Annotated in this window: 8 protein-coding genes; 5 read left to right on the top strand and 3 right to left on the bottom strand. The window is 52.7% G+C overall.

The window, feature by feature from the left end; genetic code table 11:
- The first annotated feature begins 173 nt into the window (after positions 1 to 173).
- The 5 genes from ACH518_RS10510 to ACH518_RS10490 all read left to right on the top strand — a co-directional run bounded on the left by ACH518_RS10510 (position 174) and on the right by ACH518_RS10490 (position 9,594).
- On the top strand, positions 174 to 2,687 hold the full coding sequence (locus ACH518_RS10510; protein ID WP_445372863.1) for a DUF2339 domain-containing protein: 2,514 nt from the start codon (positions 174 to 176) through the stop codon (positions 2,685 to 2,687).
- Entirely contained in the window at positions 2,684 to 4,042 is a 1,359-nt protein-coding gene (locus ACH518_RS10505) for a hypothetical protein (protein WP_445372862.1), read from the top strand. Before ACH518_RS10510 ends, ACH518_RS10505 begins: the two co-directional genes overlap by 4 nt.
- A gap of 35 nt (positions 4,043 to 4,077) precedes the next feature.
- Positions 4,078 to 5,421 carry a peptide MFS transporter gene (locus tag ACH518_RS10500; protein WP_445372861.1) on the top strand — a complete coding sequence of 448 codons (1,344 nt, stop codon included), beginning with the start codon at positions 4,078 to 4,080 and terminating at the stop codon, positions 5,419 to 5,421.
- A gap of 500 nt (positions 5,422 to 5,921) precedes the next feature.
- Positions 5,922 to 7,148 carry a PepSY-associated TM helix domain-containing protein gene (locus ACH518_RS10495; RefSeq protein ID WP_445372860.1) on the top strand — a complete coding sequence of 409 codons (1,227 nt, stop codon included), beginning with the start codon at positions 5,922 to 5,924 and terminating at the stop codon, positions 7,146 to 7,148.
- Positions 7,149 to 7,299: 151 nt separating this feature from the next.
- The gene (locus ACH518_RS10490; RefSeq protein WP_445372859.1) at positions 7,300 to 9,594 is read left to right on the top strand and encodes a TonB-dependent receptor plug domain-containing protein; all 2,295 of its coding nucleotides are present in this window, start codon (positions 7,300 to 7,302) and stop codon (positions 9,592 to 9,594) included.
- 462 nt (positions 9,595 to 10,056) lie between these two features.
- Here ACH518_RS10490 and ACH518_RS10485 read toward each other — a convergent pair whose 3' ends face one another.
- Genes ACH518_RS10485 through ACH518_RS10475 form a run of 3 tightly spaced genes read right to left on the bottom strand, consistent with a single transcriptional unit; the run spans position 10,057 to position 14,319 of the window.
- Complete coding sequence (locus ACH518_RS10485; protein ID WP_445372858.1) at positions 10,057 to 10,794, bottom strand: hypothetical protein; 738 nt, start codon at positions 10,792 to 10,794, stop codon at positions 10,057 to 10,059.
- Positions 10,795 to 13,830, bottom strand: coding sequence for an HsdM family class I SAM-dependent methyltransferase (locus ACH518_RS10480; RefSeq protein WP_445372857.1), 3,036 nt, complete (start codon positions 13,828 to 13,830; stop codon positions 10,795 to 10,797).
- 21 nt (positions 13,831 to 13,851) lie between these two features.
- Positions 13,852 to 14,319, bottom strand: a complete 468-nt coding sequence (locus ACH518_RS10475) for a hypothetical protein (protein WP_445372856.1) — start codon at positions 14,317 to 14,319, stop codon at positions 13,852 to 13,854.
- Positions 14,320 to 14,399 lie beyond the last annotated feature (80 nt).

The following is a 14,399-nucleotide window of genomic DNA, read 5'->3' as shown; positions in this document are numbered from 1 at the left end:
GGCTGGCAAAACTCAATACATTGTCCGAACCGGCAGCCTGTAATCTTGCACTGACAAGCATAGCCCAAGCCGCCGCCAAAAAGCGTGTCGCGCATGACATCTTTATTCGCATTCCGTTCGGCAAGCGGCTATGCTGCCGGCTGTCGAGATTTTGGATTTCCAGGAGCGTTACCGTGGACGATTTTTGGGGGTTTATCGCCGTCTTACTGCTGGCATTGCCTATTGCCCTGTTTGTGCTATTGGGCATGCTGCTGTCGCGGCAGCGGCAGGCGCGGGAGGAATTGAGTGTCGCGCTGGACAGCATCGAGCGACGTTTGCGCGAGCAGCAACACTTGCTGGAACGGCTGAGCGCGCATCAGCCGCAACCGGCGTTAGCAGCCGAGCAAGCGCCCGCTGCGGTAGCCGAAACCGCATCCGAATCGGCCGAGACCATCGCGCCGCCGCCGACCGCAATGGCCGATATGCCGGAACCGATTCCCGCCGCCACACCCACAGTCCAACCAGAGCCAGCCGCGGCCGATCCCTGGCAAACTGCGGACTGGCAAGCGGCCGAACCCAGCCAGTTCGAGCTGGCCGCACAGAAAATCCTGAAACAAATCTGGAACTGGATCATCGTCGGCGAAGGCCACCGCCCGCAAGGCGCAGCGATGGAATACGCCGTGGCCAGCAACTGGCTGCTGCGGATCGGCGTGTTGATCCTGGTCACCGGTATCGGTTTCTTCTTGAAATATTCGATAGACAACGGCCTGATCGGCGAACAGGCGCGGGTCGCTTTGACCTTGCTGGCCGGGGTCGGCATGGTGGCCGGCGGCGTCAGACTGGTCGGCGGCCAATACCATTTGTTCGGCCAGGGCTTGCTGGGCGGCGGTATCGCCGTGCTCTATTTCGGCGTGTTCGCCGCCTTCACCTTCTATCACCTGCTGGGCGTGTATCCGACTTTCGCGTTGATGGTCCTGGTCACCGCCAGCGCGGCCTTTCTGGCGGTACGTTTGGATTCGATGCTGGTGGCAATCTTCGCCATCATCGGCGGCTATTGCACGCCGCTGCTGCTCTCGACCGGCCAGGTCAATTTCCCCGGCCTGTTCGGTTACATGCTGCTGCTTGGCGGCGGCATGCTGGCGATCAACTGGTACAAGCAATGGCACCTCCTGAATTTCCTGAGTTTCGCTTGCAACTACCTGCTGTTTTTCGGCGCGATGCAGAAATACCAAATCGAGCATTTCTGGCAGGTGTTACCGTTTCTGACCGGTTTTTTCGTACTGTATTCGACCATGGTGTTCCTGTTTTGCCTGGTCAATCGCAGCAAATCGACCTTGCTGGATTTGATTGCGTTGCTAGTCAACGCCGCGATTTTCTTCGCCACCGCCTACCAACTGATAGACGAGGCTTACGGCCAAATCTGGACCGCGCTGCTCGCCGTCTTGCTGGCTGGGTTTTATGTCGGCCACGCTTATTACTGCCTGGCGCGAAAAATTGCCGACCGCGAATTGCTGGTCAGCTTCATCGGCCTGGCGGCGTTTTTCCTGAGCGTGACGCTGCCGCTGTTGTTGTCGGCGCCGTGGCTGACCGCGAGTTGGTCGCTGCAAGCGCTGGCCATGGTCTGGATGGCCGGCAAGGTCAACAGCGCCTTTCTGCGCCAAGCCGCGTATCTGCTGTATCTAATCGTGATCGGCCGCTTCTGCTTGGTCGACTTGCCGGGCCAGTACGCCGCCGCCAGCGACTACGGCGCCAGCCTGGGCGGGTTTTTGTTCGGCTTGTTGCAACGCCTGGCCAGTTTCGGCATCCCAATTGCATCCCTGGCGGCCGCCTACCGCTTGATCGAGCAGCCGGCCGCCGCTTCGCCGCTGGCCTGCACCCCGGAAACCGACACCCCGCTGTGGATCAAGGATAACTGGCTGCTGCAGGCCATTGCCATCGCCGGCGCCGGTTTGCTGTTCGTGGCGTTGCAACTGGAGCTTTACCGCAGCTTCGCCTATCTGTACCCGCCGCTGCAACTGCCGATGCTGAGTCTGGTCTGGCTGGCGATGTGCTGGTTGCTGCTGCAGCGCTTTCTGGCCGGCTCCGGCGCCTGGTTGCTACCGGCGTTAAAGTGGTTTTTGGTTGGCGTTGCCGTCAAGCTGTTGTTGTTCGATTTGCCGTCCTGGGATCTGGCCTTGGGCGCCATCGGCGGCGGCGACGATTTATTCACGCTGCGTTATGCCGGCGACTACCGCTTCGAATCGGCATTGATGCGCCTGTTCGACTTCGCTGCGATCATCGCCTTCTTGCTGTTTGCGCTCAGCCGTTTGGCCGGCGCGGAGCGGGATGCCGGCAATTTCCGGCTCTGGCTGGGCGGCTCGGCGCTGGCCTTGCTGTTTACCTTCCTGAGTCTGGAGATCAACTCGATTTTGTATCAATATGTGCCGGGTTTGCGCTCCGGCGGCGTGACCATCTTATGGTCGATATTCGCGCTGGCGCTGGTGTTCAATGGCATCAAGCGGCGGATACCGGCTCTGCGTCTGGTCGGCCTGGGCCTGTTCGCGCTGGTGGCCTGGAAGGTGTTTTTCGTCGATTTGGCCCGGCTGGAGCAAATCTACCGGATCGTCGCCTTTATCGTGCTGGGCATGCTGGCGCTGGGCGGCGCGTTTTTTTACATGCGTTACCAACAAACTTTTATCGGCAACGATACTGCAGAGAAATCGCCATGATCGCCAAACTCGTTATCTTGTTCTGTCTGACCCTGTCGGCCACCGCGGCCGAGCGGTCGCTACCGCAACGTTTCAGCCGCGCAGTGATCCATACAGAGCAAGCAGACCAGACCTTGTTGGCTGTAACGCTGGATAGTGCGGTTTACGCCGCCAGCGCCGCCGACTTCCGCGACCTGCGTCTGACCGACCAAAACGGTGTCGAAACGCCCTATTTATTGCAAAAAATTGCCGAACAAAAGGCTGTGGCCCGGCGCCTCCCCAGCACCGGCAAAATTGTCAGCCTGAACCGGACCGGCGAGAACGGCATCGAACTGATCGTGGCACTGGACAAAACCGCCGCCGGTGCCGACGGCCTGAGCATCGTCACCGCGCAACGCGATTACGAATACGGCTTACACGTCTTCGGTTCGGCGGACGGCAAAACCTGGCAGCCGCTAGTCGATAACGGCCGGATTTTCGATTACTCGCGCTACGCCCAGATCGGCAACAACGACATCGAACTGCCGGCCAACAACTACCGCCAATTCAAGCTGGTCGTGGCCCAGGCCAGCCAAACCCGCAGCAGCGGTTTGACCGAACTGACCCGAACCATGCAAAACGGCTCCGAGCAACAACGTAGCGAAAGCATAGAACTTCGCAACGAGCCCTTACACATCGACCGCATCGAATTCTGGCAAAAACTTACGGAAACCTTGGCCGACGCAGCGCAACGCTTCGACTACCCCGTCGCCTTCAAAATCAGCCAGGACGTCGAGCTCAAGGCCAGTGTGATCGATATCGACAGCAAACGCCTACCCCTGATCGGATTCAGCGTACAAAGCTTCAGCCCCAATTTCAACCGCCGCACCGAGGTACAGATCGACGAAAGCCATGGCCTGGAAACCCGGACCCGAACCCTAGGTCTGGGGTATTTGCAAGCCCTGCACTTCCAAGGCTTCAATCGCGACCAAAACATAATCGAATTCGCCGAAACCCGCCGCGAGCATTACCGGATCCTGATCTACAACGAGGATAACCCGCCGTTGCACATCAACTCGGTGGCCGGCATCGGCCACGGCTACCGCTTGTTGTTTCTGGCCCAGGCCGGCCACAACTACCAGCTCGGCTACGGCGTCGACAAAGCCGAAGCGCCGAATTACGACATCGCACCGATCCAGGAACTGTTGCGCCGCGGCTACCAAAGCAGCAGCGCCGAATTGGGCGAAGCAATCGCGCTGGCTCAGCCCGAACCGGAATTCGACTGGGCGGGATGGGTCAACAGCCGCTGGTTTCTGGGCCTGGCAATCGCATCGGTCGCGCTGGTACTGGCCTGGAGCTTGTTCAAAATCGGCAAGCGTATCGGCGATTTCGAGTGAGGGTAGCCGGTCCCAAGGCGGCAACACTTAGCCCGATGCCGCAAAAACGCTTTTTCGGCCATCCGGCCGGCCTGTTCGTGCTGTTTTTCACTGAAATGTGGGAACGCTTTTCCTACTACGGCATGCGCGCGCTGTTGGTACTGTACATGACCGAACACCTGCTAAAGGCGGCGCAAAACGGCCGGCCAGTGTTTGGCTTGCCCCAGTTGAAACGGGTTTTGCAAGCCGCTTTCGGTCCGCTAGGCGACCAAGCTTTGGCGTCGCAGATTTACGGTCTTTACACCGGCTTGGTCTACCTGACGCCGTTGTTCGGCGGCATGCTGGCAGACCGGGTGCTGGGCCGGCGCCGTGCCGTGCTGTTGGGTGGCAGCCTGATGGCGGTCGGCCATTTTCTGATGGCCGGGGAAAGCTGGTTTCTGTTGGCCTTACTGTTTTTGATCGTCGGTAACGGCTGCTTCAAACCCAATATCTCCGGTCAGGTCGGCGACTTGTATCCGCCCGGCGACCCCCGCCGCGACAGCGCCTTCACCATTTTTTACATGGGCGTCAATCTGGGCGCGTTTTTCTCGCCGCTGGTCTGCGGCACCCTGGGCCAGCGCTACGGCTGGCATTACGGCTTCGCCGCCGCCGGGGTCGGCATGTTACTGGGTTTGCTGGTTTACGGATTGGGCCGACCTCATTTGCCGGCGACAGAAGCGCGCCTGTCATCAACGCCCAGCACTGACGGCACGCTATCCGGCAAAGATTACCGTGCCATCGCGGCGCTCGGCGCCATCGCGATACTGAACGTGATGTTCTGGGCGGTCTACGAACAGCAAGGGAACACCCTGCAACTGTTCGCCGAACACGAAACCGATTGGCACTTGTTTGGCTGGGAAATGCCTTCCACCTGGTTTCAGTCCCTGAATCCGGCCTTCATTTTCATACTGGCGCCTTTGCTCGACACGCTATCCCGTTGGCAGACCGCGCGCGGCCGCCAGCCGTCCAGCATCGGCAAAATGGCGCTGGGCGCCGGCTTGTTGGGTGCATCGTTTTTCGTGCTGATTTATGCCGCCAACGATAGCGACCCGTCAGTCAAAATCAGTTTCTTGTGGCTGGCGTTATGTACCCTGATTTATACCTTGGGCGAGTTATACCTGTCGCCGGTCGGTTTGTCGCTGGTCAGCAAAATCTCGCCGCCCGGACTGGTCGGTTTGTTGATGGGGATTTGGTTCCTGTCATCCTTCTTCGGCAATTTACTTTCGGGTTATATCGGCAGCTTTTATCAGACCATGCCCAGACAAGCATTTTTTCTGCTGTTGGCCGGCCTGGGCATCGGCACCGGCTTGGCGATTTTGGCAATGAAACCGCTATTGCGTAAAGGCTTGGGATCGGTCTGATGCTTCGCTACTGCGGCCAGGGGACAGCCGGCGCAGGTTGGCCTGCCCCGACCGCAATCCCGGTTCCAGTCGCGGCAACGTGCCGTTATATTTCTACCCTACGCACTTTGAAGTACCGCGTTTTGCCTCTGTCGTAACAGGCATGCTCGGCGGGATGCCGATCAGGTCACTTTCCAGCACGGTTTTCTGCAAGCCAATAAGGCTTGAGGCTTCGCTTTGATGGGGCTAGGGATTTTATAGCGGTAGCGCACTTCGGCGCCTCACTGGCCGGGCGGCGGTTTTTTTAATACCACTGGGTAACGGTCGTCACCCCGTTTAAATCCACAAATAGGGTATTTCACACACCGCAAACCGAATGGTGTGTGAAATAACCCACTCTACTTAAGTCCTAGCCGATTTAGCGCACAGCAAATCACTGAGATTGTTTGTTTTTTTAGTTATGGCACAGACCTCGCTCAATTGGCACACCCAAGTTGTGCTGATTCCTAAGGGAGCTTGTTATGTCTGTCATCGATCCGTTTACCGCGAAGGAAAACTCAATCGTTCATCGTCCGGTCGCCGCTGCAAAACGCCTGGACTGGTTGCAGAAAGTCACCTTGCGCAAGGTCTTGCTCAAACTGCATTTATACATCTCGTTATGGCTGGGTTTGTTTCTGGCCATTGCCGGCTTGACCGGCAGCATACTGGTTTACGGCGAAGAGATTGATCATTGGCTGAACAGCGACATCCTGGCCGTAGCAGCCGGATCATCCCGACAACCCTTGCAAAACATCCTGGCCACCGCCGATCAAGTCTCCCCCATCAAGCACCCAGCCCACCATATTCAACTTCCCAAACATCCCGATGAAGCCCTGATTGTGCGTTACCAAGTGCCCCACGCGGGCCCCGGACACAATCATCACTTCCACGAAGTCATGGTGAATCCCTACACCGGCCAAGCGCTGGGCCATCGCGACCGCAACGACTCACTGATTAACTTTATTTTGCGCCTGCACTACAAGTTGTTGGTGGACCCGTTCGGCAAATGGCTGATGGGCATCACCGCCCTGCTGACCTTGGTTTTGACCATTACCGGCATTTACCTTTGGTGGCCCAAAACCGGCAAATGGCTGCAAGCACTGGTCATTAAACGCAATGCCAGCTTTACCCGCTTCAATTTTGATCTGCACAAAACCGTCGGGCTTTATACCGCCGTCGTCTTATTTGCCGTGTCGCTTTCCGGCTTTTACTTCAATTTCCCGGACGTCTTCAAGCCAGCCGTCAACGTGTTTTCCAGTGTGCACGAAGTACCGCGTGCCGTTAAATCCAAAACCATCGGCAGCGAGGTGCTGGCCTACGAAACCATTTTGAGCAATGCACTACTGCGCTTTCCCAATCTGCAACTACAGCGCTTGTACCTGCCTGCCGACGCCAATGGCAGTTTCATGGTCAGCGGCAAACAAGCCAACGAAACCCGCAGTAAAGGCGCAACCATGCTTTGGCTGGATCAATACAGCGGCGAAGTACTCATGGTCCGCGACCCCAATCAATTTGCCGCGGGCGATGCGTTTATCAATATCCAGTTACCTCTTCATAACGGCGAAATCCTCGGTACGCCCGGCCAAGTGGCTGTGCTGATTGTTGGCTTTGCGCCGCTGGCCTTATTGATTACCGGCATCATCCATTGGCTGAAAAAACGCGCATCCCGACGCGTGCATAAGCAGCGACTCACCGCAAAAGCACCGTAAAAGGCGCTTACTGAAAATGTCCAGCAAATACTGGTTGCTTATCACCAGACGTCTGTCGCTGCGGCACACGCTCGGGTATTCGCGAAGTCAGCCATCAACACCTAGGTCAAATTCTAAATAAACCCCACCCTTTACTGTTATGAACAACCCTATGCAATACCATCCACTGGCGGCTGCCATTAGTCTGGCATTATGCTGCCAGGTCAGTTTGGCCGAGTCGGAAACAAACGCTTCCAAAGATCAGCCCGTTGCAACATCGGAAGCGCCCAAAAAAGACCAAGCCACCGAGCTGAGTACCATGGTGGTTTCAGCAACCTTATCGGAAAAATCAATCGACGAAGTGCCAGGCACCCTGCACTTGATTGACGATAAACAAATCGCACTCCGCGATGTACGTCGTATCGGTGACATTGTGCGAGAAATGCCCGGCGTATACATGGCGATTGGCGCCACCAGTGCATTACCGCCTGCCGCCAACCGCGCGGTACGCCAGTCCATCCGCGGCATTAGCGGCACGGCGCGCACCGTTGTCCTGCTCGACGACCAAAAAATGAACGATCCGAGTTTTGGCACCGTTAACTACGGCGCAATCTTTTCAGAGGATGTCGAACAAGTCGAATTGGTGCCCGGAGCCGGCTCAGCGCTGTATGGCGGAAATGCGTTTGCAGGCACCATGCGCATCGTCACCAAAAAACCTACCAAACGCGAAGTATTGGTGAAAGGCACCTATCAGTTTGATGCCGCCGAGGGCATGACTGCCAGCGGCATCTACCGGGATGTGTTCGACAACGGCTTGTCCATCAGCCTGGGCCACCACCACGAGCTCAATGACGGCATTCGTGACATCTGGGGTTTTGCCAATCCGGGCGGCGGCGGCCCAATTACCAATGTCACGGGCGCCATCCCCACAACCACCGCGCAAGGACAAACTGCTTATTTAGTAGGGGATCATGGCCGCGCACCATGGGAATCGCACAACAGTCATATCAAAGCCTATTATGATTTTAATGACTACACGCGTCTTTCGGCGGGTCTCCATTACTTCTACTCCGACATTGGTTACAGCCAAGACCCGTTTAACAGCTATCTGCGCGACGCCAACGGCAATCCGGTAATCAGCGGCAGAATTCGGCAGAATGGCACCTTATTGGGGCAAGTAACGCCAAACGTTTTTCTGAATTCGCCATCGCATGAAGACGATTTGCGCAGCTTTTGGAAGTTTGAACACAATTTCAGTGCCGATACGGCATTAACGGTCAACTTCAACCACACATCCCGGGACACCTGGTTTACCAACGTCCTCACCACCTCCGGTTTAGGGGGTGGTCCGGGTACGTCAAACCACACTAGAAGCACGATGGTCAACGGTCGGGCGCAGCTGGTATTTCCATTGACCAAAAGTCAAATGATCACCACGGGGTTTGAAGTGGATCATGGTGAAATGGATCGTAAAGATTACGATCTGAGCCAATGGAACGACCGCTACAGCCGGACAGGTACTCGCCTGGTGGCCGACGCCTCAACCGACACCACTTCATTTTTTGCGCAAGACGAAATCCGTTTTACCGATCAATTTACCGCCTATTTGGGCACGCGGGTCGATTGGTGGCAAGCCACAGGGATCAGCAAAGATTACGCATTTAATACTTTCAAGCCCGAATCCACGCAGGAAAGTGTCGAAGTCAATCCCAAGCTGTCACTGATCTACAAAGATGCCTGGGAAGGGGCCACTTTACGCGCATCGGCAGGTAAATCTTTCCGCCCACCCACCTTGCAGGACCTGTATGTTGATTCACGCCGCGGCGTGGTCGCCACGACATTGTCGAATCCCAATCTGACGCCCGAAAGCAACTTATCTTGGGAAGTGGGTGTTGAGCAGAAAATCGCGGCAACCGACACCCAGATTAAAGCCACGTTTTTTGAAAACCATTTATCCGATTTAATTTCAAACAAAGTAATCGAACGCCGCGCCAACTTTACCGGCTCGCAACGCATCAATGCCGCTGAAGCCATTACCCGAGGCGTGGAATTGTCGCTTGACCAGAACCTGACTGATTGGCTGTCGCTGTTCAGCAATTACACCTGGACCCCCACCACAACCACGCTGTCCAGTCCTGGCACCCCCGCCGCAGAAGGCAAACGCTTGCCCAATTCACCGGAACATTTATTGACCGTTGGCCTGGAAGCCAATTGGCATGAATGGTCCGGCAGCTTGATTGGCCGGCATGTTTCCGAATCATTTGATACGGCTGAAAACATTGACGTGGTGCACGATGTATACGGTGGTTTTCAGGCCTTTTGGTTAATGGATGCCAAAATCAAATACAGCCCCACTAAAAACGTCAGCGTCGGCTTCATGGCCAATAACTTAAGCAACGAGCAATATTTCCAATTTGCCCCCAATCCGGGGCGTAACTTTCTGGTGGAGCTCAGTTTTAATTATTGAAAACGAAAGCATGTGGCTTTTTCTCAACAGCTAGACAAAACCCGATGTTTTCTACGCGTTAAACATCAAAATGCGCAGAATCGGATCAGCCTTGGTGGGGTACGCAACGATCTTTAATTCTTCGCCGCATCGGAGACGAACCAACGCAAAGACTAGATTGCCCCCGCCAGTAAACATCATGGAAAACTAGATTCTTTATGACCGAAATCTGCTGGGTGCCGCCTGAAATTAGCGGCCTAATCCATTGGAGTCAAGCGACGGCTGAGGAAAACCAGCATGCCCGCTGGTGTAGGATTCGTACCGATCACAAAGCCGCCAACGATTCCGATACAAACCCTGGCAGATTTTGAAAGCGTTGGATTGGCGATAAGCGGTCAGCCGAAGGCATCAAATTACTCACACGCCCGAACGCTAAATCATTGCATTCTGGATAGAGGCAATAGAGGCAAAAGATGAAGATTTTCAAGGTGTTCTTTGATATCCAAGCCATAAATGCCTTATTCGAATAAAGCCGGCTTTTTCGCCATTGTGTTGATATATCCAATCTCGGGTATGGCGAGTTTCGCATCGATCAAAAATAACTGTATCGTTTATGCAAGGTGACGGCGGATCGCACATTTTTAGGGATTCTTGTACCGATGATTTCGACAGGACTGGTATCAGTTTACTGTTCAAGTTATTACCGTGATTCGTGTAGCCTAGCATCATCGCGTTTTGCATTGCCCACGCATAGGTTCCGTCGACAAAGCGTGATAAACCTTTGTCAAGATAATGTCCTTGAATTGGGTGTTTAGAATCAATTGGTTTGCATTCAATGAACAAGCCATCGTAATAAGCGCTATCAAAATCTACGCCTGGTCGTTTTCCAAAGAATTTGAAAACCAAATCTGGTTGCTTATCGATGCTGAAGTTTTGATAATCTCGCCAGTTGCTTTCTCTTTGCACCGATTCGAATTGGTCTGGACAAAATCCAGATGAGCTTTTCAAGCGAATACCTTCGAGGTATTTACAAAGCGCTTCGGTTATTTGATCTTCGTAGGCATCTTCAGTCTTTATGCCGTTTAAATCGATAGTTTCGATAACTTGCTTCCATGCGGCTCTTATTGCATTTTCAATGATTTCAATCATACCTTCCATGATCGGAGGATGAGGCAATTTGGCATTGCCAAGCCACACACTGCCTGAAAACAATCCTCGCATTTAACGTCCTTGTTCGAGTTGATGACCGTAATTACGCAATAAATCGGCGGCTAACAATCTCGCTTGCGTTACCGTCCAATAGCGTGCTTGATCGAGAATACCGACACGCAAGCAACCCGGATAACTTTCCCAAGTTTGGATAATGCGGCTAACCATTAAATCGTCGGCTTTGTCTAATATATTTGGCGATAAATTATCGGAAACTTGTGGCAGTTGGCCGGATGTGTCTATATCAATAAAGACCCAAGGTTTGGTGTTTCCGTTGTCGCAAAGCGAAATATTCAGCTCGCGTCCGGTTACGCTGAAAAATGGGTCCATAGAAGCGTGTAAGGCGTTTTTGAAGGCCGCCTTTTGTTCATTAGAACAGGGGATCGAGGCTTGTTTCGATTCTTCGGTACCGTCAGGTAAATCCATAGTTAGCGAATCGTCTATAACTTGGCGATCCCAACGGTTTAAACCATAAATCTCTGCAACCAATTCGTCGATTTCCTCCCAAGGAGGCGACGAAGGATCGGTTATCATTTGATTTGCAAAAGAAATTATCTGTTCTTTTTGGCTTGAATTGAGTGATTCGATTGGTACGAATGGCATTCTTCTTAAGTCTTCAGTAAGTGATGCGTCTCTCTCCACACCAAACCTACTGCTTGTTGCTAATTGAAAGAACAAGAAAAATTTACTGTGAAATAAAATTAAAACATATTGTGCAAGCAGCGCTGCTTGTGGACTTCCAAAGCAACTAAATCCAAAAAAAGATACGCTATATATAATTTCATTTAAGTTTTTAACTAAAAGAGCACGACCTCGATTACGATCATATCTAGAACCTTCACGCACTAACACCAACGGCTGTTGAAATATTTCAGTTTTTTTTCGACGATAAATATGAGTAAACTGAAATTCGACGAGTTTTTCTTGGGAAATTGAAAAAGGATGAGCCTCATAAAAGGCGTTAACATCAAGCCGTCCCTTCAGATAAGAGGCATCTATCGTTCCTGAAGCGGTGGATTGATACCCCTCGCCTAGAGCCAATTTGTTTTCTTTCCAGTAGTCTTCAATAGTGGGCCAATTTCGGCATTTAATTTTGTCAATTACACTACTACTTAACCTATTTCCACGGAACAACGACTTTAGTAACCAAGGCTTATCGATTACGTCCCGTCTCAACACCGGCTCAGCAGCTTGTGCATCAATGCGCAACCGACCTTCTTTATTTAACGCAGGATCGAGCTGCGGGGATACGAAGAAAAATCCAGCATTTAAATTTGGTAAACAATTTTCAGCGAAAACTAGACAAAACGGAGCCGTTACCCGAGGCCAAACCTCCGTACTTCTGAGTGCTGCGCCATTCAGTATGCCCGTGATGTTTAGAGCTTCTAAGATGGCGTTGCGCGACTGAATTCCCTGTTTCGATTGCTTGAACAACCACCGTCCATGCAAGGCGAAAGCAATGCGCCCGCCCGGTCTAGCCCATTCCATCGCCCGCCATAAAAACGGCAAATCAGGCACCCCGTCAGGATTGGTATATCTATCAGCATTGGGTATTTGCCGGCTAACAGCAACCCTGCGCGATACATCGGTGTAAACCTTTTTTAAATTCTTGTGGCCTTTATCGTGAGCACTCCACGGCGGGTTGCCGATCACAATGTCATATGCACCGTTATGCTCAGAGCCAACATGATCACCCAAGCTTCCTGCGACAGGGCTTAACAAATCTTGTTCTGAATGATCTGCACTAGACCAATTGAACAGCACCTTGCCTTGCAAAGATTCGAAGCGTAAGGCTTCCATTGGTGAGGGTTCAGGATCAAGTTCCAGGCGAGTCAGGTAGAGGGACAGCGCGGCGAGTTTTAGTGCGTGACAATTGACATCGAAGCCGCGTATTTGCTGATTGAGAATTTCCCGTAACACAGCGCGATTAGGGCGTTTACCTTCCTGACGCCAACGGGCTTCGACCAGTTTGTGAAAAGCCGCTACTAAAAAAACGCCTGCTCCAGCTGCCGGGTCGAGCACTTTAGCCCGATGAGGCAATTCAAGGCCGAAAAATGCCTCGTCAACCATGATTTCCGCGATATGTCTCGGGGTGTAATAGGCGCTCGTGGCTTTGCGTTCTTTGGGATAGAACATTTCCATGTAGCGCTCGTAGACTTGACTCAGCAGGCCAACCGGGACGTGGGCAAGATGCAAATCCTCCCAATTAAATCGGCCTTGATAAACGCCATCGCCCAGTGGATCATCAAAATGCAGGATGGCCTGCAGGGCTTTAAAAATATGATTGCCGTTCTTGCCTTGCAGTAGGCTATCAAAGTAAGCGTTTAAGTCCTTATTCGGTAACGGCAATAAATCGCCGTTAAAGGTTTGATCCAGCCAAAGGCAAGTTGCCGCTGCGTTTTGTGGATTATCAAAAGCGCTATCCGGTGAACAATTTCCCAAAGCAAGAAACGGTACAGGTTGGTTACGAGGCAAGATTTCGCGATCCAATAAAAACCGCAGAAACACAGCGCGGCCAGTTAAAGAGACTATTTCCGCCACAGGTAAACCCGCTTCCCGTAACTCTTTAGCAGACTCCTCAAGTAGCCTAAATAATTCCGTCTCAATAAGTTTTTCACCGAAGGGAACAGGAGAGTTCCCTTGGGCAAGCCGAGGAATTAACCACCCGGCATCAACATCTTGCTGTCTTATATCGACTGGCTGGTTATCCTTTTTTGAAGTCAACCCCGTTGAATGTAACTCCAGAACTCCGTGCCGTAAGATACCGATTAACGCGGCATCCCCCCGCATTGCCATAAGCCTTTTTATTTGTGACAGGCGATTATCGAATTGCTGGTCAACACTGAAATGCGCTTCAGAATATAGATACAGCAGAGGCTGATGCTGAACTTCCACCACGGCCTCGGGCATCAATAAGGGTCGTTTTGAGCGCCCTTCCACCAGGTCGAGATAAGGCAATATAGAAGGACTTTGGTTGCCTTCCAACACGACAACGTCTTCGCTTCTCGCGCCGAAATTTCTTAGCTCATTAATCCAGTCCATCTTCATTACTATCGGAGCCCCATGGCGTTAGCCTCGCACGCTTTGCAGCGTAAACGGTATATCCAGTTGCTGTTGAGCGGATAGTTCAGGTAACAGGCATTGCCGCATGGATTCCGTTAATTTGGCCAAAGGAATCACCATGACGGGGGTGGAAAAATCAAGCTTGCCTATCTCATCGACATGGCAAATGGTGGCGTTTGTCCCTCTGATAATAATGGCTTGGTTTTGCAGCATAGCTGGACGCGATTCGGCCAGTTTTCGGAACAAGTTGTCAATTACCGGCCCGATGTTACTGATTGAGGCTCCAAAGTCTTCGATAGCTTGGGCGGTCGATGCGAGGCAAATCAAATCAGAAAAGCTAAACCGAGCCGCCTTTCCAGATTTTTCCGCCAGATATGGAATGTTTTTACGCCAATGCCGCAAGGTTTCCGAAGAAATACCCGTGATGGTTCTTGCTTGATCTTGCGTAAATTGTATGGCTTGAACCTCAGTCATTTACGTTGTCTACAACGAGAAATAAATGAATTTTAGACCAATTTTCCAGCCTTTCAAATGAAAAACTGAGTTATCAAGAA

It is taken from the genome of Methylomonas sp. HW2-6, from assembly GCF_052474525.1.
This window is presented reverse-complemented; position numbering and strand designations above follow the sequence as displayed.

Excerpts from the sequence above, each read along its gene's own strand:
- ACH518_RS10495 (WP_445372860.1), top strand. The coding sequence starts at position 5,922 with ATGTCTGTCATCGATCCGTTTACCGCGAAGGAAAACTCAATCGTTCAT.
- ACH518_RS10485 (WP_445372858.1), bottom strand. The coding sequence starts at position 10,794 with ATGCGAGGATTGTTTTCAGGCAGTGTGTGGCTTGGCAATGCCAAATTG.
- ACH518_RS10500 (WP_445372861.1), top strand. The coding sequence starts at position 4,078 with ATGCCGCAAAAACGCTTTTTCGGCCATCCGGCCGGCCTGTTCGTGCTG.
- ACH518_RS10490 (WP_445372859.1), top strand. The coding sequence starts at position 7,300 with ATGCAATACCATCCACTGGCGGCTGCCATTAGTCTGGCATTATGCTGC.
- ACH518_RS10505 (WP_445372862.1), top strand. The coding sequence starts at position 2,684 with ATGATCGCCAAACTCGTTATCTTGTTCTGTCTGACCCTGTCGGCCACC.
- ACH518_RS10480 (WP_445372857.1), bottom strand. The coding sequence starts at position 13,830 with ATGAAGATGGACTGGATTAATGAGCTAAGAAATTTCGGCGCGAGAAGC.
- ACH518_RS10475 (WP_445372856.1), bottom strand. The coding sequence starts at position 14,319 with ATGACTGAGGTTCAAGCCATACAATTTACGCAAGATCAAGCAAGAACC.